This is a genomic window from Streptomyces sp. NPDC034111 (assembly GCF_055575375.1).
The window spans coordinates 20,048-38,518 of sequence record NZ_JBVIST010000022.1 but is presented as its reverse complement, the minus strand read 5'-3'; the positions used below and the strand labels follow the sequence as shown (position 1 = coordinate 38,518).

Genomic DNA, 18,471 nt, shown 5'->3' with positions numbered 1-18,471 from the left:
ATGGTCACGGGCTGCCGCGATCAAGATCGATTGAACGTGGAAACCGACTCAACCGGCAACATTCGCTGCCGCCATTGGCCTGAACCCGAACCTCGGGGCCGGGCCGGCTGCGGCCGTACCTACGGGCCCTCCCCCAACAGACCCCGTGGGGAGGCGGGAGGGCTGATCGCAGGCACTCTTCAGGCGCTCACGTGGCGACCGTTCGTAAAGACATGGCGGATGCGGCGGAGGGCGTCCAGCTCCGCCAGCGGATTTCCGTCGACGACGAGGAGGTCGGCGCGCATGCCGGCGGAGAGGGTGCCGGTATCTGCCAGCCCCAGGGCACGGGCGGAGTTGACGGTGGCCATGTCGAGTATTTCGGCCGGTGTGAAACCGAGGGAGGCGAAGAATTCGAGCATGCCGACGTAGTCGCCGAACCGGGCTCCCGGCACGCCGGCGTCGGTGCCGGCGATGAACCGGACACCGGCCTCCCGCATGTCCCGGATGACCCCGGCCATCGCTTCGGCGCGTTCGGGGCCGAGCTGTTCGAGGAACAGCCGCCAGTCCCCGGACACACAGCGGCAGACGGCGATATCGTTCTCGATGATCCGGCGGGTGATCTCCGGGTCGTAGGTGACACCGCCCGCGGTGCGCCAGGAGCAGTGTTCGAGGGTCCGGACACCGGCAGCGACGCAGTCGGCGATGGCGTCGGTGCCATGGGCGTGTGCGGCCACGGCCAGGCCGTGGCGGGCGGCTTCCTCGACGATCAGACGCAGTTGGGCCGGGGTGAACTGCGATTCCCACATGCGCGGGCCCCCGGGGGTGAGGGCGCCTCCGGAGGCCATCACCTTGATCAGGTCGGCTCCGGCTGCCGCGTTGCGGGCGATCTGGGTGCGGATGTCGTCGTCGGAGGTGACTTCACCGCCGAGAAAGCCGCAGTGTCCGCCGGGCGGGGTCAGTGGTGCGGTCGCGGCGAGAATGCGCGGCCCGGCCGTCTTCCCGGACGCGATGGAGGCACGCAACTCCGTGGTGAGGGCGTCGCGGTCACCAAGATCCCGTACGGTCGTCACACCGGCGGCCAGCAGCTGCGCGGCGCGGTCCGCCATGGCGGCGGCGAGCTCCGCCGGGTCGGCGTGGGCGACCGCGTGGAGCGGGTCCGGCCCCGCGTCGAAGGCGAGGTGGACATGGCAGTCGATCAGCCCGGGCAGCACCGTCGCCCCGGGGCACCGCAGTCGCGGCACGCTCGGATCGACCGTCGTCTCCAGCTCGGCCGCGGTACCGACAGCGGTGATCACGCCGTCGTCCACGAGTACGGCGCCCTCGTGGACCATCTGGTCGGCTCGCCCGGTGAGGAGGTGGTCAGCGGTTATCAGTACCTTGTTCACGTTTTCCTTGGGCATAGGCACGGGATATGGCGGTGAGTTCACGGGCCTCGGCGCCCACATCATTGTCGGTGGGAAAGGCGATACGGGTGGCCGGCAATGCGGTATCGGGGTCCTCGATGGTCGGCTTCAGCGCAAGCGCCTCGGCGATATGCCCGGCGAGTTGATCGGCCGGACCGCGCGCCAGATCCGCCTCGGGGGCGACGCGTGCCAGATAGGGGCTCAGGCGCACCAGCCCGTCGCGGCATTCGATGAGCCGGCGGTAGAACCGCTCATGGGTACCGCGGAAGCGAAAGCGATACCACCGGGAACCGGTCGGCTCCTCATTCAGGACGAGTTCGGGGTAGGCCGCGGCGAGGGCGGTCCACAGCGGAGTGAGCTCGCGATACATACGGCGGTGATACGCCACCGACCTTATGTGCGCGGCCAGTTGCATGGCCGCGGAGTATGTGATGCCGATCAGCACGAGACCCAGTGCCCAGTCGTTCATCGACCAGTTCACCGTGTTGAACGTTTCATGCGATCCGGGAGCGTCGATCCGCAGGAATACCCAGACCACCCGGTTGACCGAGGTGACCGCCAGCACGAGCAGACCGAGTGCCATGGTCCGTAGGCCGACCGCCAGGTGCCGGGTCGCCCTGCGCGCATAACGCAACGCCCATAGCCCCGAGGTCAGATAGGCGTAGACGAAGTAGGCATTGCCGATGAGGTAGAAACCGGCGATGGCGGGCTGCGCCATGTGCGGAGTGGTCAAGGTGTGGCTGCGCAGTGCCGGCGGCGTTACGGCCATGGCGATGGCCAGTGCGGTGAGGACACCGGCGAGCAGGCCCGCGTTGAGGCGCAGCTGTCGCCGGTAGGTGGCGTTCGCGGCCGGCATGGAGAAGGTGAAGACCAGAATGAGCGCCCCGAGACCGCACATATGGACCGCGTTGAAAGCGATTTTCCCGACCCCGGCGGTCGTGAACGCATCGATCCCAAGGCTGACTTCGGGAAAGCTGAGGATCTGGCCGGAGGCCAGCAGGATCAGACAGGCGACCAGCGTGCGCAGTACCCGGTCATGGGGAGCGTGGGTCAGATCGAAGATCTTCCATATCGCCCCGACGATCAGCATGATCGTCACTGGTTCCTGGAAAATTACGTCCACCCCCAGCGGGGGTTCAGCGCGGAACGCAGCGAGCGAAGGTCGGAATCCTCGGGGGTCCGTGGGGTGGCGTAGTCGATGACCACCGCCCACTCCTGGATGATCGTCGCGACCAGTTCCGCCTCGCGTTCATAGTCCTCGGTGTAGCAGGTGCGACGAAAACCCCGCGGGATCACATCGCGAGGGTATTCCGGGCCGAGGTCGGGAAGTTCTTCGCCCGCGCCGCCGTCGTCCTGATGGTCGGCGAGGATATGGCCGACCTCGTGCAGGATGATGTGGTCCTGATGTACGCGGGTGGTTTCCTCCTGGTAGAAGATGCTGTCATCCTGCGGCCGGGACATCCACACTCCGAATGGGCCGGGTATCGGCAGCGCCCAGGGAATCAACCGGATGGGCTTGCCCCGGAGTTCACCGAGCCGATGACATAACTCGTACACCTGGAGCGGAGGCTGGATGTCGAGTTGGCGCAGCAAATGCTTGCAGTAGCGCCGGAGTTCACGTTCGCGTACGGCCACGGCGTCCTTTCTCATGCCCCCGCGCCGGGGTCGGGAGTTCCGTCCTGGTCGAATGTGTCGATCATCTTGAGCAGTTCCTCGCGCATCGCCGGCGTCATCGCGCCCGCCCTCATCGCGATCATCCGGACCTGTTGACCGGCAAGCCGCTGGCGCAACAGCTCGTCTTCGGGGTCCTCCTGGGCCACCAGGCACTGCACCGTGATGGGGAGCGATTCCGGTTCGCGGTGGTCGTCGAAGAACTTCGCCAGCCCTTCGAGGACGCTCAACGTCGGGTTGGTGTGCGAGCCGTTGCGCAGCATCGCCAGATAGCTCCGCGACAGCGTCGCCGGGTGCGACGGATCGGCGGTGACCGCCTTGGCCACTTCGGCGGTCGAGTACTCCCGCTGGCGGCCATGGGCGTCAACCCAACGCACCCTCGCGAACAACGCGTTCAGCCGCTCGGCCAGCGAGCGCCCGTTGCCTCGGCCATCCTCTGCCACCATGCCCACGCTCCCCGGCCGGCACCGCCCGTCAACCCTGTGTCAGCCCCCTGTGTAGTGACTGATTGGCCACTACACAAGCCTACTTGACCCTACACTTGACAGAGTGCCAATATATTGGACGCTTCGCGCATGACAACTGACTACGGGTGCGCCGCCCGGAGGGAGACGTGAACGTGTGCACCGCCTGACACGGCTCGCACCCCTCGGCGCCTCACGGCCTTCCGGCTCTCCACGAGGGCCGGACCACGGAATCGCGGAGCTCACAAGCACCACAGGCACCACAGTGAAGTGCGCTCCTTCGCGCACTTGACGCCTCCGGAGCGATCCGGTGGAGGAACGGGCCCCGGGCCGTCACAGGGGAGCGGCTCAAGCCCAACGTCCTCCACCGGATCGCCATTTCACCCGGCAGCGCACCACGCGCGGACCGTCACAGCCCCGCCTGCACGACCGGCCGACAGCGGAAGACGGGCCGAACCACGGCCCGCGAGCTCCACCGACCGGACAGAAGCCGATATTTTGGCCGATATGGACGAGGAACCGCGCACGGGCACAGGGAGTGACCGGGCATGCCCGGATTGGTGTGTCATCAGACATGACGAGCCGGAGCGACGGCCGGTCATCGACACCGACAGCGACGGCCACGGCGACGGCGTCATTCACGAGGCGGAGCCGCTGACCTGGACGCTCCCCACGGCGATGGACTTCCGTTCCCCGGTGTTCTGCCTGGTCAGGGTCGACGAGCCAGGGGGCGGGCAGAAGGGCCCCTACGTCGAGGTCGACAGTGAAACGGGTTGCTTCGAGGCGCCCACGGTCCCCGAGCTCGACCGGGTGATTCACGAACTCCTGAGGACCGTGGCGCAGTTGGAAGCATGGCGTGGCCGGTTGTCGGGGTCGGAACGTTCCGTGTGAGCCCGGCCCGACTGCTCCGGCACCACGGGGCCGTCGCAAGCGAACCACGCACAACCTGCCGCCCTGCCCGCCGAGTTCGTATGCGTAGCAGGCCTTACGGGGCGTTGGCAGGAGGGGCGAGTGACGCGGCGCGGCACCTGCGCGCCACTCGCCCGTGAAGCATGTGGTGCACCCCGACAGGAGGGTGCCGCCACACTCCCCGGTGTCAGTCTGCGGACAGTTGGGAACTGACCGGAGTCGGTACCGGTGTGACCGCCTGGCTCTCCGCGGCCGGAGCTCCGGACTGCTGGGCCGGGATACGGCGTACGCATTCGATGAGGTAGTCGCCGTTGTCCGGGTCGAGGGTGACGCCATGGGTCTCGCTGTGGAAGCCGGGGAAGCGCCGGTCGAAGGATTCCAGGGCGGTCAGGTAGCGCAGCAGCGGGCCGTCGGGGGTACCGGTGTTCTCGCCGGGCATCAGGACGGGGATCCCGGGTGGGGTGACGGTGACCATGGCGGCGGCGGTCCGGTCGGCCGCTTCGGCCAGCCGGACGCGTTCGGTGCCGCCACGGATGAGGCGCTGGTAGCAGGTCTGCGGCGGGGTGACGGGCTCGGGCAGTTCCTGGAAGGCGGTGTCGAGCAGTTCGACCAGGCGGGCCTCGCGCAGATGGTCGTGCATCTCCTGGCACAGTCCGCGCAAGGTCTGGCCGGTGTAGCGCTGGGGGTGGGCGGCGACCAGCTCGGGCAGCAGGCGCTCCAGCGGTGCGTCCTGGTCGTGGAGCGTCTTGAAGTCCATCAAGGCATCCATCAGGGTTCCCCACTTGCCCTTGGTGATGCCCATGGAGAACAGGATGAGCGTGGTGTAGCTGTCGGTCTTCTCCACGACGATGTTCCTGGTGGCCAGATAGGCGGTCAGGACGCGCGCGGGGATGCCCCAGTCGGCCATCTGCCCGTCGGCGTCGATACCGGGGCAGGTGAGGGTGACCTTGACGGGGTCGAGCAGGCAGTAGCCCTCGGTCAGACCGTCGAAGCCGTGCCACTCGGCCCCGGGTTCCAGCTGCCAGCAGGACGGTTCGGTGCGCAGCAGCTCCGCCGGGGCGTCGGCGAAGGGCAGCCGCTCGCCCGAGGCGGGATCGACCACGGTCTCGGGCTGCCAGACGCCGAAGAACCAGCCCGGCCGGTCGCCGGCGGCCGCGATGCGCCGGCCGACGCGTACGACGGTCTGCCGGAAGCGGACGGCCTCGGTCACCGCCTCGTCGATCAGCCAGCGCCCCTGGGGGCCGTCCATCATGGCGGCGGCCACGTCCAGGGAGGCGATCATCGGGTACAGCGGCGAGGTGGTGCCGTGCATCATGAACGCCTCGTTGAACCGGTCGTGCTCCACCGGCGCCCGGGGCGCGGACTTGACGTGCACCATGGCGCTCTGCGACAGCGCGGCCAGCAACTTGTGGGTCGACTGGGTGGAGAAGACGGTCGGACGGTCGGGTCCGGGGAAGGTGTCCGGACCCACCGCCATGCCGTAGCGACCGGCGTAGAGCGGGTGGAAGCGGGCGTACGCGAACCAGGCTTCGTCGAAGTGGAGCCGCGGTGTGCTGGGGGCGATGGCCCGGGCGACCTGGAGGGCGTCGTAACACAGGCCGTCGTAGGTGGAGTTGGTGAGGACGGCGTACTGGGCCTGCGGGGCGACCGCGCCCCGTACGAGCGGGTTGCGGGCGATCCGGGACGCGATCGAGTCCGCCTGGATCTCGGAGGGCGGCAGGGGGCCCGCCAGCCCGTAGCCGTTGCGGGTGGGGACCAGGTAGACCGGCCGGGCCCCGGAGAGGACCAGGCCGTGCAGGACCGACTTGTGGCAGTTGCGGTCCACCAGCGCGATCTCGTCGTGGGTGACGCTGAAGTGCCCGACCATGCGGTCGCAGGTCGAGTCGCCGTGGAGGACGAAGTATGTGCGGTCGGCGCCGAAGACACGGGCGGCGTTGCGCTCCGCGGCGCCGACCGGGCCGGTGTGCTCGAACAGCGAGCCGAGCTCCTCGACCGAGATCGACAGGTCGCTGCGCAGCAGCCGTTCCCCGAAGTAGTCGTGGAAGGCCCGGCCAACCGGGGACTTGAGGAAGGCGACGCCGCCGGAGTGGGCAGGGGTGTGCCAGGAGTACTCGTGCGCGTTGTCGAAGCGGCGCAGGGCCTTGAAGAACGGCGGCAGCAGCTCTTCCTGGTAGCTGCGTGCGGCGCCGGCGATCCGTCCGGCGATGAAGCGTGGGGTGTCCTCCAGCGGCCAGATATAGCCGATCACGCTCTCCGCCACCCACAGCGGCAGATGTTCCAGGTCCTCACCGGCCGTCACCAGGAAGACCGGCAGATTCTGGAAGCGCCGGTCGGTCTGGCGCAGCACGTCGGCCCCGCCCGGCTCGCCGATGTCCTTGCCGTCCCCCGGAAGCCCCCAGTCCACCACGGCGGCCGCGAGGCCCGCCTCGGTGCGCAGCACGGCCTGGGCGTCCTCGCTCGTGGATGCCCAGCGCACCTCGAAACCGCCGGTCTCCAGCTCTTTGCCGATTCTGCGCAGCTGCTCGGCTCCGGTGCCTCCGCTCTCCGGGAGCTCCGGTACCGCGAACAGGACTGTCCCGTCTCCCATGGTGGCTCCTCCGCGTGTATCGCCCTATGGTCTGCTGGTCCGCACAATGCGGGCTCCAGAGAGTGAACGGGACGAAGAGCGACAGCGCGCCGCGAGCGGGGCGAAACCACCCCGATGAGGGAAAACGGCGTGCGCAGCGGACGTCGCAACTTCCGCCCGGCAGGCGGGGTTTGAGGAGGCGGTGGTCGCGCCTGGAGGGCGCGGTCCGGGGCGTATGACTCCGGCGCACGCGGCCCCTACGGGAGCCACGGAGCCTGCTCAGGTCTTGTGCTCGGCGCGGGCGCGGAGCAGAAGGGCGATCCAACTGCGGTAGGGCTTCCAGCGTTCGGCGATCCCGGCCATCCGGCGTATGGCGTCGGGCCCGGTCGCGCTGAGGCCGTATGCGTCGGAGAGGGACGCATGCAGGCGCCGTTCGTGGCGGGGGAAGACATCGGGGTGTCCGGCGCCGCGGATGAGGATGAGTTCGGCGGAGAAGGGGCCGATGCCGGGAAGGGTACGCAGCATCGCGAGGGCGTCGTCCGCCGGCATCGCACGCAGCCGTACGGCGTCGAGTTCACCGGCGGCGGCCGCCTCGGCCAGTGCGTGCAGCCGCTCGGTCTTTACGCCGGGCAGGCCGGGGACGTGGGTGATCGCGCGCAGGGCCGGCGGGGTGGGGAAGGCGTACAGGGTCCGGCCCGCGACCTCGACGCGCTGTCCGTACTGCCGGGCGAGGCGGGCCTTGAGCGCGGCGGCCTGGGTCATGCGGATGCGGTGGCCGAGGACCGCCCATGCGGCCGCTTCGTAGGGCGAGTGGAAGCACACCGGCCGAAGCCCCGGATACTCGGCCATGAGCCCGGCCACCACGGGGTCGGCGGCGGCGAGTGCGGGGAAGCCGCTGCCGTCGACGTCGAGCGAGAGGATGCGGGCGAGCTGGGCCCGGACGGCCTCGCCCTGCCCGGAGCCGGCGTGCACATGGTCCGCCGGGGTGTCGCCCCCGTCGCCGGGGTACACGGCGAACTCGGCCCGTACCCGGCCCGCGGCCCCCTCTGCCGCCTCCTCCTGCCGTACCGCGGCGGCGACCGTCGAGTGGCCGTCGTCCGCGGGAAAGGCGAGGCGGAGGATCCCGTCCGCCGCGTCGTGGTAGCTCGCGGGGGTGAAGCCCTCCAGAAAGCGCACACTCGCCGCGAGCGAGAAGGGGCCGCGGGGGGTGAGGGCGACGGCGGTCATGGTCAGCCTCCGTGCGCGGTGATCGCGTAGCCCTCGGGGCCGGCGAAGGTGAACGCGCGGCCGAAGGGGCTGTCCTTGAGTGGGCCGATGATCGGCACCCCGGCGGCGGCGAGCCGGTCGTGCAGTTCCTGGACGTCCGTGGTGCGCCACCACAGGGCCACGCCGAGACCGGGCCGCGGGACACCGTCGAGGTCCACCCCCGGCAGCGGCTCGCGGACGGCGAACGGGATCGGCTCGGTGGCGAACACCACCGCACCAGGAGGTGAGGCCGGAGCCCGCCGGAGCCCCAGGTGCTCCTCGCAGAAAGCGGCCGCCGCCTCGACATCGCGTACTTGCAGAGCGATGAAGTCAGGGCCGTCGACGGTGACAGTCATGGATCCTCCTCGAAGTTTGATGTCAGGACTTTGACATAGGAGAACATAGCCACGGTGACCCTCTATGTCAAAATGCTGACATGGAAGAACGGAAGTCCGTGGAACCGCCCCACCCCGCCGAGGACGTCACCGCGCATGTGGGATACCGCCTCAAACGCTCCGCCGCGGCGCTACGCGGCGCCATGGACAGGGCACTGCGCGAGCACGGCCTGACCGTGCCGCAGTACGCCTGCCTCGAACTCCTCGACCAGTGGCCCGGCCTGTCCAACGCCGAACTCGCCCGCGGCGCCTTCGTCACCCGGCAGTCCATGAACGTCGTCCTCCGCGGCCTCCAGGACGCAGAGCTGATCTCCCGGCCGGCCACCACCGACCACGGGCGCGCGCTACCCGCGCACCTCACCGCGCAGGGCCGCGGGCGCCTCGACGCGGCCCGGTCCGCCGTCTATGCGATCGAGCGGCGGATGGTCGACGCGATCCCGCAGCGGCGGCTGGCCGCCCTCCTCGCCGACCTCGACCGCATGGCAGAAGCCCTCGACGGTTGATCCGCCGGCCCGGCGCGGCGGCCGGTGCGGCAGCAGTTGCCGCCGTGACCGGCGGGGATCAGAGTAATAAGGGAACCCTTGTGCGAGAGCGAAGCGCGGGGCGCTCCCGAGGGGCGTACCTGCGCAGTTCCCGGAAAGCGAGGACGTGCCGGTCCACGGCAACCGCGACCGCAGGCGGCAGCCGCGGCCGATCGATCCAGCCTCAGCGACTGCAAGCGGAGGACCCGATGTCGACTGGGACCCTCATCGCCATCATCGTGGCCGTCGTCGTCGTGCTGCTGGCGTGCGCGCTGGCAGCCTGGATGGTGAGACGCCGCCGGCATCTGCAAGCACGATTCGGCCCGGAGTACGAGCGGACCATGGAGTCCGAGGACAGCCGTCTGGCGGCCGAGCGCGAGCTGCGTGAGCGCGAGGAGCGCCACGATGCCCTGGAGATCAAGCCGCTGCCGGCGCCGGTCCGGGACCGGTACGCCGACGACTGGCGCCATGTGCAAGAACGGTTCGTCGACCAGCCCGACGAAGCGGTCCATGAGGCCGACCGGTTGGTGACGGCGCTCATGAGCGAACGCGGCTATCCGACCGAGGGGTTCGAGCAGCAGCTCAAGGACCTGTCCGTCGAACACGGGCGCACCCTGGAGCACTACCGCTCCGCCCACGAGGTCAATGGCCGCAGCGTCCGGCACGAGGCGACCACGGAGGAGCTGCGGGGGGCCATGGTGCACTACCGCGCGCTCTTCGACGACCTCCTGCACAACGGCCACCGGCCGCAGCGATAGAGCACGAACGGCCGGGCGCGAGCCGGGAGACGGAGTCCACGCCGCGGACGCCGGCGGACCCGTACGTCCCGCCGCCCGCACAAGAACGGAGGCGGAAAGATGGCGAGCACTGACCGGCCCGGGCCCGGCACCGGCGGCCTGTCCACCGAGGACCTGGCCCGCGCACGGCGGACCTCGGACGCGCGGGCCGAAGAAGCACCGGCCCGAGAAGCACCGGCCGAAGAGGCACCGGCCGGAACGCCGCCCACGCTTCCGGGCGAAGCAACAGGTACCCGGCATCCGGCTCCGGCGGAAGGCGCAGGCCGGGCCTCCCCGCTCGGTGAGGAGCGGGCCCCCGGGACCGAGGAGGCGGACGAACCCCTGCTCGGCAGCGAGCAGGAGGAGTTCCGTGACAGGTGGCAGAAGATCCAGAGCAACTTCGTCGACGAACCGCGAGCCGCCGTCGGTGAAGCGGACACGCTGGTCGCCGACGTGATGCAGGCGCTCGCCGAGACCTTCTCCGAACACAAGCAGGGGCTCGAAAGCCAGTGGCGCCGCGGCGAGGAGGTCGCGACGGAGGACCTGCGGGTCGCCCTCAAGCGTTACCGGTCCTTCTTCAACCGTCTGCTCAAGGCCTGACCGACCGGGCGTCGGCGTCCCCCGACCCCGGCCCGGACGGCGAGGCCACGTCAGTCGCCCCAGATCTTGCGGTAGGCCTGGCGGTAGCCCTCGGAGTCCCAGGACAGTGCGCCGCCGCTGTTGGCGCCGGTCGCGATGTGGACGGGGGCGACATACCCGCTGTCCGGGGCGTCGGCGAAGGCGCGGTTGAACTCGTCGACGATCTGCCAGCCCTGTTCGGACAGGGGCTCGGGCACGGTGGCGGCCTGGAACTCCTTGCCGTTGACGCGCTGGAAGGCCGACGGGTCCCCGTCACCGGCACCGATGTTGAACGGGGCGCCGGCCCCGTCCTTGCCCGCGGCGCGCAGGGCGGGCGCGGCGTGCTGGAAGTACAGGTCGTTGATGGCCGCGGAATAGGTCCACTTGCGGCCGAAACGGGACAGCAGGGAGCGGACTTCCCCGATGGAGCGGCGGTTGACCTCGGGGATGGGGATGTTGCTGTAGCTCAGCAGCTTGGTGCCGGAGCAGGTGACGAGCTCCTTCTTGATCAGATCGGACTTGTGCTTCGCGAAGGGTACCGAGGCGTCGGTGAACAACACGACGCCCGCACGGCCGTTGGACCGGGCGATGATCCAGTCGGCGCTGATCTTCGCGACGTCCTCGACCCGGGAGGTGATGTTGGTGAAGAGTTGCGGATCCTTACTGGGGCCGGGAGCCGCGGTGGCGTGCCAGCCGATCAGCGAAATCCCGGCCGCATTGGCCTTTTTGACGTCCTCTGCGGCTATCCCGGGATCGAAGCCGCTGATCACGATGCCGTCCGGCTTGAGGCGGAGGGCCTGCTTGAAGGCGGCCCGGAGACCGTCGGGTGTGCCCTGGCCGTTGAGGGTGCGGGCATGCCAGCCGACGATCTTGGCGGCTTCCTGGACACCTTGGGCGACGCCGGCGACGCCCGGGTTGGTCAGGGTCTGGGCGATGTAGACGACGCTCTTGTCGTGGACGGCCTTGGGTCCGGTGGTGGGGCCCCTCCAGGGGGCGTTGACCTCTTCGGCCTTCTTGACGGCCTGCTTGGCCCTGGCGAGGACGGTGGGGCATCCGGGCTTGGAGGAGTTCCTGTGGGATGCGGTGGTGCCGGAGCCGGCCTCGCAGCCGGCGGTGGCCATGACCAGGAGTGCGGCGGCTGTCACGACCGCCTTGCGGGTGGGGTGCACGGGGCTCCTCGCAGCGCAGGATGAGGATACGGGTTGGGGTGGGGGGAGACAGGTTACGGGTGGCGATGGTCCGCGGGGCATCCACCTCCGGCAGGTAAGGCGTAGCCGCCGGCGCCCGACCCCGTACGTAACAATCCGGACAGCGCGCTCTCCCCTGCGAACACCGGTCCGCCGGCCGGGCGATGGCGCTCGACAGGGGCTGACGGGCCAAATGTGACAAAGAGTTGAATACCGATTGGCCGTTGATGGTCATGTGTTGCATGCGCGTGCACAAGCGGTAATGTTCACGGCCGGTTGGGCGTGTGGCGCAATCCTTTCGCTCGCATTTCGGGCGAACTTGGCGAACTTCGCAAGCGTCATGCCCCCGGTCGTCGGCGGTCGGCACCAACAACACCTCGGTCACCGCTCAGGAGCACGTCGTAAGGAGGCCTGGGTGTCTGCGGACACAGCGGACCCGCCACACGAACCGGACCTGTCCGGGCGTTCACCGTTGAGGCCGCGGTTCCGCCAGAGGGCGGGCGCGCTCCTGGACCGATGGCCGTTCCGGCGGAAACTCAACGTCCTGGTGATCGCGCCCGTCGCGGTCGTCGGCGTACTGCTGGGCATCGGCGTCAACACGCAGGTGGACAAGGCCCTGGACGCCAGCCGGACCGCGGAGTTGGTGCGTGACAGCGAGCAGGTCACAAGGCTGATCAACGACGTACAGGCCGAACACCGGCAGGCGCTCCTGCTGTCCGTGGAGCAGGAGTCGGCCCGGCCCGGCACCACCCTGCCCTCGACCGCCGCCTACCGCCAGGCACAGCAGGACACCGATGAGCAGGTCAGCGCCGTGCGTTCCGCGTTCGGGGCGGGCCTGCCGAAGCAGGAGACGCGGGCCCTCCAGTACATCCGGGGCCTTGCCGTCCTGCGCGACAAGGTCGAGCGGGGCTCGGTTCCGGCCGCCGGCATCGACCCCGCGTACGCCGCCGCGGTCGGCTACCTGATCGACGGCATCGGCCTCGACCGCTTCGTCGGCACCTCGTCGTCCTCGGTCACCCATCTCCTCGACACGGTGCTGCGCGCCGACGCCGCCCATGCGGCCTTCGAGAGCGGGGTGTTCTCCGCCCAGACCCGGGACGCCAACGCGCTCACGGAGTACACCCGCGCAACCGGCGCCCACAAGCTCTACGAGGAACAGACACAACGCTTCGGCAGGATCGCCGACCCGGACCAGGTCCTGCGCCTGAGCGGGATCGAGCGGGAAGCCGAGGAGAACGGCATCGAGGCCCAGTTCGCGGAGCTCCAGATCGACCCGGGCTCCCTCCAGGGCCAGAGCCCGGACCAGCTGCGCAAGGCGATCGCCGCCGGAACCCGGCAGGCCGAGGCCCGCCTCGACATCACCGGGTCGCTGATCGAGCAGATCGCCGCCCGGGCCGACAGTCTCTCCCGGAACGCCCTGCACAACGCGCTGCTGATGCTCGGCCTCGCCCTGCTCGGCTTCGCCTCCTGGCTGTCCTTCTCCGTGCTGGTGCGGCGCTCGGTCGTACGCCCGCTGGCGGCCCTCACCGGCGCCGCACAGCAGGTGGTCGACGTGGCCGGCGAGGAACTCGCCAAGGTCGAGGACGACGAGTCGCCGGACAGCACCCCGCTGCGGCCGCAGCCGATCCCCGTCCCGGTCCGCGACGAGATCGGCCACCTGGCCGAGGCGTTCAACCAGGTGCAGGTCACCGCCGCGGCCCTGCTGGAGCGGCAGGTGCTCAGCCGCCGCAATGTGGCCGAGATGTTCGGCAACGTCGGACGCCGGGTCAGCAACCTCACCACCCGCCAGCTCATGCTGATCGACGCCGTGGAACGCGAGGAGACCGACCCCGACGTCCTGGAGCGGATGTACCGGATCGACCACATCGCCGTACGCCTCCAGCGCAACGCCGACAGCCTGATGCTGCTCGCCGGCATCCGGGACCCCGAGATGGAGGCCAGGCCCACCACGCTGGTCAACGTCATCCGGGCCGGTCTCGGCCAGATCGAGGGGTACCAGCGGGTGTCCCTGCGGTCCGAGACGGAGGTCACCGTCGCGCCGGACATCGTCGACGATCTGACGCTGATGCTCGCCGAACTGCTGGAGAACGCGGTCTCGTTCTCCCCGTCCGACACCCCCGTCGAGGTGGTCGTCCGGCCCGGTACCGACGTCACCTCGGACGGTGGTGCCCTGATCGAGATCATCGACCACGGCCTCGGGATGAGCGCGGAACGCCTCGACGAGGAGAACTCCCGGCTGGTCCGCCGGGAACGGCTCGACCTCGTCCCGACCAAGGTCCTCGGCCTGTTCGTGGTCGGAAACCTCGCCCGGCGCTCGGGCATACGGGTCTCCCTGAGCCGTACGCCGGGCGGCGGGGTCACCGGCACCGTCTGGCTCCCCTCCGCACTGCTGCTGGCCGTGGGCCCCGCCGCCACACCCTCCCCCGCCGTGGCCGCGGCCGAGGCCGACGCCGAGGTCGAGACTTACGCACAGCCCGAGGCCGACGCCGAGCCAGAGCCCCCGGCAACGCCCGAGCAGGAGCCCACCGCGCCCGCACCCGGGCCCGCACCGGCCACCGCCACCCCCCTGCCGGTACGAACCCCCGGCACCCCGTCCGCACGGCACCCGGCCACCCCCTCCCCGCTGGGCGCACTCCCCCGGCGCCTGCCGGACCGCACGGACGCGGAGCCCACCGCCGCCGCGTCCGAGCCGCGGCCGGGGCAGTCCGGCCGGCCGCTGCGACGGCGGGTACGGGGCGCGACGCTCGATATGACCGCCCCCGCGGCCGACCGTGGGGCCGAGGCCGTGCGCCGGCCCGTCGACGCCGATGCGGTCCGTTCGGAACTCGACGAATTCGAGGCCGCCGTACGCAGGGCAGAGCAAGAGAGTGCCGCAGCCCCGACGGATCCAGCACCCTCGCAACACCAGCAACCCCGGAAGGAGTCGGGCAGTGACCACGCCGACAGGTAAGAGCAGTTCCGAGCGGGCGGAAGCCACTGATCTGACCGCCGCCGCGGCCGACTTCACCTGGCTGCTCGACCGGTTCGCGACCCAGACCGCCGGCGTCGTCGACGCCATCGCGGTGTCCTCCGACGGCCTGCTGATCGCCGTCTCCCAGCTGCGCGAGCAGGCCGACTCCGAGCGGCTGGCAGCGATCGTGTCGGGCGTCACGAGTCTGGCTGCCGGTGCGTCCGGCAACTACGGCCTCGGCGGCCTCAACAAGGTCATCATCGACCTGGAGGGCGGCCATGTGCTGGTGTCGGCCATCGGCTGCGGTGCCGTCCTCGGCGTGGTGACCTCGAAGGAGGCGAAGCTCGGCAACATCGCCTACGAGATGACCCTCTTCGCCAACCGGGCCGGCAGCGCACTCACCCCCCAACTGGTGCTGGAGCTCAAGAAGAGCGCCGGCGCGGCACCGGCTCGCTGACCCGTCCCACACCGCGGAGGCAGGGATGCAGGGTTCGAGAAGAGGAGCATGATGGCCGCCGGTGAACCAGGACCGGACGAGGGTGGGGGTCCCCCCTGCTCGAGCCGAGCCGAGAGCTTGGGGGAGGGCAGCGCCCCGGGTCCGTCGGAGCCGGCCGGCCGCGCTCCCGCGATCCGGCCCTTCCTGCTGACCGCCGGCCGGGTGGCGGGGGGCGGCACCGGTCCCCCGCTGCCGATCGAGACCCAGGTCGTGGCGACGTCGTCCGGGCTCTCCGTCCTGAACTCGCTCGCCTTCGAACAACACGACATCGTCGCCGCCTGCCGACGGCCGCAGTCGGTGGCGGAACTGGCCGCCCGGCTGCGCCTCCACCTCAACGTTGTCCGGGTGCTGGCGGAGGACCTGTGCACCGCCGGGCATCTGGCGGTGCACGTCCCGAACGCCGGCACTGCCCAGGACATCTCCGTACTGCGAAGGGTGATTGATGGTCTCCGTACCGTCCCCGACTCACGGGGCACACTCCGTGACAGCGGTTGAACAGCCGCCGGTACCGGTCAAGCTGGTCATCGCCGGTGGCTTCGGCGTCGGCAAGACCACGGCCGTGGGCGCGATCTCCGAGATCCGGCCACTGACCACGGAGGCCGCCATCACGGAGGTCGCGGCAGGCGTGGACGACCTCTCCCACACCCCCGGCAAGACCACCACCACGGTCGCCATGGACTTCGGCTGCATCACCATCGACCCGACGCTGAAGCTCTATCTGTTCGGCACACCGGGCCAGGACCGGTTCGGGTTCATGTGGGACGACGTGGTCGAGGGCGCGCTCGGCGGCCTGGTGATCGTGGACACCCGCCGCCTGGACGACTGTTACGCCGCGGTGGACTACTTCGAGCACAAGGACATTCCGTTCGCGGTCGCCGTCAACGCGTTCGACGGGGAGGTCCACCACAACCTCGACGAGGTGCGCTGGGCGCTGGACGTCTCCGACCACGTACCGGTGACCGTCTTCGACGCCCGCAACACGGGCTCGGTCCGGGACGCACTGCTGGTCGTCCTCGAAGTCGCCCTGTCCCGCGCGGAAAACACGGCAGCGGGCTGACTCCCTGGGCCCTGCCCGCCGGGCCGGCCCACTGCCGGACCGAACTCCGGCCGCAGCACCGCTCCGCGACCACGCACCTGATCGCCGCCCCGGACGGTGCACGTCGCATCCCAAATTGATCAATTATCCCTTCACTCAGCCTCTGAGTGGATATGGAGAAGATGTCCAAAATCCCCCTGTTCTCGGTCGGGGATGCACGACACAGTCACGTACTGTCCGAATGCGGTTGCCGTTCCCTACTTTCTGCGACCTACCGCTGCCGCGGCTCTTCCTGAGAAGGGCCGTGCCCCGTCAGCGCGGGCGGCACCCGCGCGGCGCTCCGGCCCGGTCGTCCCGGCGGCTGCTCCCCTCACCCGGCCGACGAGAGGGCAGGAAATGCTGACCACGACACGATGGATCCTGGCGTTCGACTCCTCCTGCGGGACCTGTACGACGGTGTCGTCCGCCGTCGCCCGGGCCAGCGGAGGCAAGCTGGAAGTACTACCGCTGACCGACGCGGACGTGCAGCGGTGGCGCGAGGAGGCCGTGGGCCCCGACCCCGTGTGGGCGCCGACCCTGCTCCGGGTGGCCGACGGCACGGTGCGCGCCTGGACGGGCCCCCGGATGACCCCGCCAATGCTGCGGCGGCTCGGGGTGCGGGCGACCGGCCGGGTACTGATGGCCCTGGGCGAGCTGCGCCACGCAGCCCGCACCGGACGGCCGTTGCCCGCTGACGGGCCCGCGGAACAGGCCCGCCCCGGGATGAGCCGCAAACGCTTCCTGCTGCTGGCGGGCGGCGTCGGCACGGCGGTCGGGATGACCGTGACGGGGCAGACCCCGGCGTTCGCACGCTCGGCGCAGACGGAGGCCCGGTCCTGGGTCGCCGCGCACCGCGACGAACTGCCGCGCACGTACGCCGGCATCGCGCCACTGCCCTCCGCGGTGCGGCAGGCGGTACTGGTGGAGCTGTCCCCCACCGAGCGCAGCCGGGTGTGGACCGAGCACCTGGAGGCGTTCCGTTCCCAGCACCCGTCCCTGACCGCCCAGCAGAGCCGGGTGGTGCAGGACGCACTGGCCCTGGCGGGCTCCGAGGCCACCTTCGCGGGCGGCGAGCCGGGCAAGGGTTCGGCGCTGCAACGCCGCATCTCCACCGTGGAGTCGGCGGCGAAGGAGGCCTTCGGCACCACGGACAGCGCCGCGCTCCTGGTGACCCTCGGCCCCGCCGACACGCCTCCCGCCCAGCGCGGCAAGGCGGCCGCCGCACCACAGGCCACCTGCAATTGCAGCACCACGTCGGTGTGGTGCACCGTATGGGAGGGCCCGCACTGCAACTGCTGCTTCTGTAGCGTGACTTCGGGCTGCGGCTTCCTGGGCCTCTACCAGTGCAACGGAACCTGCACCAAGTGACGAGCCGTCCGGGGCCGTCCCGGGCCACGTGGTCACCGCACGGTATGACCGTTCGCACGGTGAACAGGGCCCCGGGACCGGCCCCTTTGGCAAGGAGGACCCAGCGCTACCGGTGACGGCACGACGCACACGTCAGCTCGGCACACAGGCACGAAATCGGCGAAGCAGCTGCACGCTCTCAGGATGCACCGCACCTGGGCGAGTCCTGCGGGGCCTTGTTCCAGGACTCTCCGAGGTCGACCATGGTGTCTCCGCCCGCCCCGTTTGTCCGCCCGCCGGCTTTCCGCGTTTCCCTCCCGGAGGGGGTCAGCGCTCCCCCGCCACTGCGGGTCCACCTCCTGCCCTCCGGGTCCGTGAACTCGAGCAACAGCGAGGACAGTTCGCGATCTGTGATCCGTACGGACGGAATCCGAGCACGCATGCTGCCGCGCAGAGAAGCATGAGGGATCTCGATCTGCTTGCACGGCGCCACTCCCCGCAACTGCCACCGAAGCTGCCTTCCTGGCAGGAACAGCCGCATGGACACAGCGTGCGGGTTGCCGTTCATCACAACCACTGCGGACGGAGTCCGGTAGAAGTCGACCTGCTCGGCGGAGGCTTTCCGGCTCACCTCGGCCGCCCGCTGCTCCTCCCTATCGGCTCGCTGCTCAGCTCTGATGCCCAGAATCAGCCCTCCGAGCGCTGCGATGACGGTGATCACCGCACCCACTGACCTCCCGATCTCGGCCCAGGTGGGCGAGGGCACTGTGGGGTCGGCAGGAGCGTCGTCATCAGGGGGCTCGCTGCCTCCCGTTGCAGGCTGTCCCCCGCTGTCTGCTTCAGCCATGCGACGGAGACTACAAGCGCGG

The 18,471-nt window shown here is 70.1% G+C and carries 18 protein-coding genes; 9 read left to right on the top strand and 9 right to left on the bottom strand.

Annotated features, from left to right (window positions below; genetic code table 11):
* Positions 1-179 precede the first annotated feature (179 nt).
* Genes ACZ55A_RS32400 through ACZ55A_RS32385 form a run of 4 tightly spaced genes read right to left on the bottom strand, consistent with a single transcriptional unit; the run spans position 180 to position 3,499 of the window.
* A complete protein-coding gene (locus tag ACZ55A_RS32400) occupies positions 180-1,364 on the bottom strand; it encodes an amidohydrolase family protein (RefSeq protein ID WP_468847710.1) in 1,185 nt (394 codons plus the stop codon).
* Entirely contained in the window at positions 1,339-2,472 is a 1,134-nt protein-coding gene (locus tag ACZ55A_RS32395) for an MAB_1171c family putative transporter (RefSeq protein WP_468847936.1), read from the bottom strand. Before ACZ55A_RS32395 ends, ACZ55A_RS32400 begins: the two co-directional genes overlap by 26 nt.
* Positions 2,473-2,495: 23 nt before the next feature.
* Positions 2,496-3,032 carry a hypothetical protein gene (locus ACZ55A_RS32390; RefSeq protein WP_468847707.1) on the bottom strand — a complete coding sequence of 179 codons (537 nt, stop codon included), beginning with the start codon at positions 3,030-3,032 and terminating at the stop codon, positions 2,496-2,498.
* Positions 3,029-3,499: a hypothetical protein gene (locus tag ACZ55A_RS32385; protein ID WP_468847705.1), complete on the bottom strand. Its 471-nt coding sequence runs from the start codon at positions 3,497-3,499 to the stop codon at positions 3,029-3,031. Before ACZ55A_RS32385 ends, ACZ55A_RS32390 begins: the two co-directional genes overlap by 4 nt.
* A 525-nt stretch (positions 3,500-4,024) precedes the next feature.
* Here ACZ55A_RS32385 and ACZ55A_RS32380 point away from each other — a divergent pair.
* Positions 4,025-4,408 (top strand): DUF6907 domain-containing protein, encoded by a 384-nt coding sequence (locus ACZ55A_RS32380; protein WP_468847704.1) that lies wholly within the window; start codon positions 4,025-4,027, stop codon positions 4,406-4,408.
* Between the two features lie 205 nt (positions 4,409-4,613).
* Here the strand turns inward: ACZ55A_RS32380 and ACZ55A_RS32375 are convergent, their stop codons facing one another.
* The 3 genes from ACZ55A_RS32375 to ACZ55A_RS32365 all read right to left on the bottom strand — a co-directional run bounded on the left by ACZ55A_RS32375 (position 4,614) and on the right by ACZ55A_RS32365 (position 8,593).
* Positions 4,614-7,013 (bottom strand): Orn/Lys/Arg family decarboxylase, encoded by a 2,400-nt coding sequence (locus tag ACZ55A_RS32375; protein WP_468847701.1) that lies wholly within the window; start codon positions 7,011-7,013, stop codon positions 4,614-4,616.
* Positions 7,014-7,271: 258 nt separating this feature from the next.
* Positions 7,272-8,219: a DNA-3-methyladenine glycosylase family protein gene (locus ACZ55A_RS32370; RefSeq protein ID WP_468847699.1), complete on the bottom strand. Its 948-nt coding sequence runs from the start codon at positions 8,217-8,219 to the stop codon at positions 7,272-7,274.
* A 2-nt stretch (positions 8,220-8,221) separates the two neighbouring features.
* Positions 8,222-8,593 carry a VOC family protein gene (locus ACZ55A_RS32365; protein ID WP_468847697.1) on the bottom strand — a complete coding sequence of 124 codons (372 nt, stop codon included), beginning with the start codon at positions 8,591-8,593 and terminating at the stop codon, positions 8,222-8,224.
* Positions 8,594-8,673: 80 nt separating this feature from the next.
* On the opposite strand from ACZ55A_RS32365, the gene ACZ55A_RS32360 reads away from it, so the two are divergent.
* The 3 genes from ACZ55A_RS32360 (at position 8,674) to ACZ55A_RS32350 (ending at position 10,529) form a co-directional block, all read left to right on the top strand.
* Positions 8,674-9,135: a MarR family winged helix-turn-helix transcriptional regulator gene (locus ACZ55A_RS32360; protein WP_468847694.1), complete on the top strand. Its 462-nt coding sequence runs from the start codon at positions 8,674-8,676 to the stop codon at positions 9,133-9,135.
* A gap of 227 nt (positions 9,136-9,362) precedes the next feature.
* Entirely contained in the window at positions 9,363-9,911 is a 549-nt protein-coding gene (locus ACZ55A_RS32355) for a hypothetical protein (protein WP_468847692.1), read from the top strand.
* A 99-nt stretch (positions 9,912-10,010) separates the two neighbouring features.
* Positions 10,011-10,529: a hypothetical protein gene (locus ACZ55A_RS32350; protein WP_468847689.1), complete on the top strand. Its 519-nt coding sequence runs from the start codon at positions 10,011-10,013 to the stop codon at positions 10,527-10,529.
* A gap of 50 nt (positions 10,530-10,579) precedes the next feature.
* On the opposite strand, the gene ACZ55A_RS32345 is transcribed toward ACZ55A_RS32350, so the two are convergent.
* Positions 10,580-11,716, bottom strand: a complete 1,137-nt coding sequence (locus ACZ55A_RS32345) for a substrate-binding domain-containing protein (protein ID WP_468847687.1) — start codon at positions 11,714-11,716, stop codon at positions 10,580-10,582.
* 565 nt (positions 11,717-12,281) lie between these two features.
* Here ACZ55A_RS32345 and ACZ55A_RS32340 point away from each other — a divergent pair.
* The 5 genes from ACZ55A_RS32340 to ACZ55A_RS32320 all read left to right on the top strand — a co-directional run bounded on the left by ACZ55A_RS32340 (position 12,282) and on the right by ACZ55A_RS32320 (position 17,623).
* Positions 12,282-14,684, top strand: coding sequence for an ATP-binding protein (locus ACZ55A_RS32340; RefSeq protein WP_468847933.1), 2,403 nt, complete (start codon positions 12,282-12,284; stop codon positions 14,682-14,684).
* Positions 14,665-15,141, top strand: a complete 477-nt coding sequence (locus ACZ55A_RS32335; protein ID WP_468847685.1) for a roadblock/LC7 domain-containing protein — start codon at positions 14,665-14,667, stop codon at positions 15,139-15,141. The genes ACZ55A_RS32340 and ACZ55A_RS32335 overlap by 20 nt, the downstream gene beginning before the upstream one ends.
* Before the next feature lie 117 nt (positions 15,142-15,258).
* Positions 15,259-15,675, top strand: coding sequence for a DUF742 domain-containing protein (locus ACZ55A_RS32330; RefSeq protein ID WP_468847683.1), 417 nt, complete (start codon positions 15,259-15,261; stop codon positions 15,673-15,675).
* Positions 15,623-16,237 carry a GTP-binding protein gene (locus ACZ55A_RS32325; protein ID WP_468847680.1) on the top strand — a complete coding sequence of 205 codons (615 nt, stop codon included), beginning with the start codon at positions 15,623-15,625 and terminating at the stop codon, positions 16,235-16,237. The genes ACZ55A_RS32330 and ACZ55A_RS32325 overlap by 53 nt, the downstream gene beginning before the upstream one ends.
* A gap of 375 nt (positions 16,238-16,612) precedes the next feature.
* A complete protein-coding gene (locus ACZ55A_RS32320; RefSeq protein WP_468847677.1) occupies positions 16,613-17,623 on the top strand; it encodes a bacteriocin fulvocin C-related protein in 1,011 nt (336 codons plus the stop codon).
* Positions 17,624-17,801: 178 nt separating this feature from the next.
* On the opposite strand, the gene ACZ55A_RS32315 is transcribed toward ACZ55A_RS32320, so the two are convergent.
* Positions 17,802-18,449 (bottom strand): hypothetical protein, encoded by a 648-nt coding sequence (locus tag ACZ55A_RS32315; protein WP_468847674.1) that lies wholly within the window; start codon positions 18,447-18,449, stop codon positions 17,802-17,804.
* Positions 18,450-18,471 lie beyond the last annotated feature (22 nt).

Coding starts and splice junctions, on each gene's coding strand:
- ACZ55A_RS32395 (WP_468847936.1), bottom strand. CDS start 2,472: ATGCTGATCGTCGGGGCGATATGGAAGATCTTCGATCTGACCCACGCT.
- ACZ55A_RS32390 (WP_468847707.1), bottom strand. CDS start 3,032: ATGAGAAAGGACGCCGTGGCCGTACGCGAACGTGAACTCCGGCGCTAC.
- ACZ55A_RS32385 (WP_468847705.1), bottom strand. CDS start 3,499: ATGGTGGCAGAGGATGGCCGAGGCAACGGGCGCTCGCTGGCCGAGCGG.
- ACZ55A_RS32380 (WP_468847704.1), top strand. CDS start 4,025: ATGGACGAGGAACCGCGCACGGGCACAGGGAGTGACCGGGCATGCCCG.
- ACZ55A_RS32375 (WP_468847701.1), bottom strand. CDS start 7,013: ATGGGAGACGGGACAGTCCTGTTCGCGGTACCGGAGCTCCCGGAGAGC.
- ACZ55A_RS32370 (WP_468847699.1), bottom strand. CDS start 8,219: ATGACCGCCGTCGCCCTCACCCCCCGCGGCCCCTTCTCGCTCGCGGCG.
- ACZ55A_RS32365 (WP_468847697.1), bottom strand. CDS start 8,593: ATGACTGTCACCGTCGACGGCCCTGACTTCATCGCTCTGCAAGTACGC.
- ACZ55A_RS32360 (WP_468847694.1), top strand. CDS start 8,674: ATGGAAGAACGGAAGTCCGTGGAACCGCCCCACCCCGCCGAGGACGTC.
- ACZ55A_RS32355 (WP_468847692.1), top strand. CDS start 9,363: ATGTCGACTGGGACCCTCATCGCCATCATCGTGGCCGTCGTCGTCGTG.
- ACZ55A_RS32350 (WP_468847689.1), top strand. CDS start 10,011: ATGGCGAGCACTGACCGGCCCGGGCCCGGCACCGGCGGCCTGTCCACC.
- ACZ55A_RS32325 (WP_468847680.1), top strand. CDS start 15,623: ATGGTCTCCGTACCGTCCCCGACTCACGGGGCACACTCCGTGACAGCG.
- ACZ55A_RS32320 (WP_468847677.1), top strand. CDS start 16,613: ATGCTGACCACGACACGATGGATCCTGGCGTTCGACTCCTCCTGCGGG.
- ACZ55A_RS32315 (WP_468847674.1), bottom strand. CDS start 18,449: ATGGCTGAAGCAGACAGCGGGGGACAGCCTGCAACGGGAGGCAGCGAG.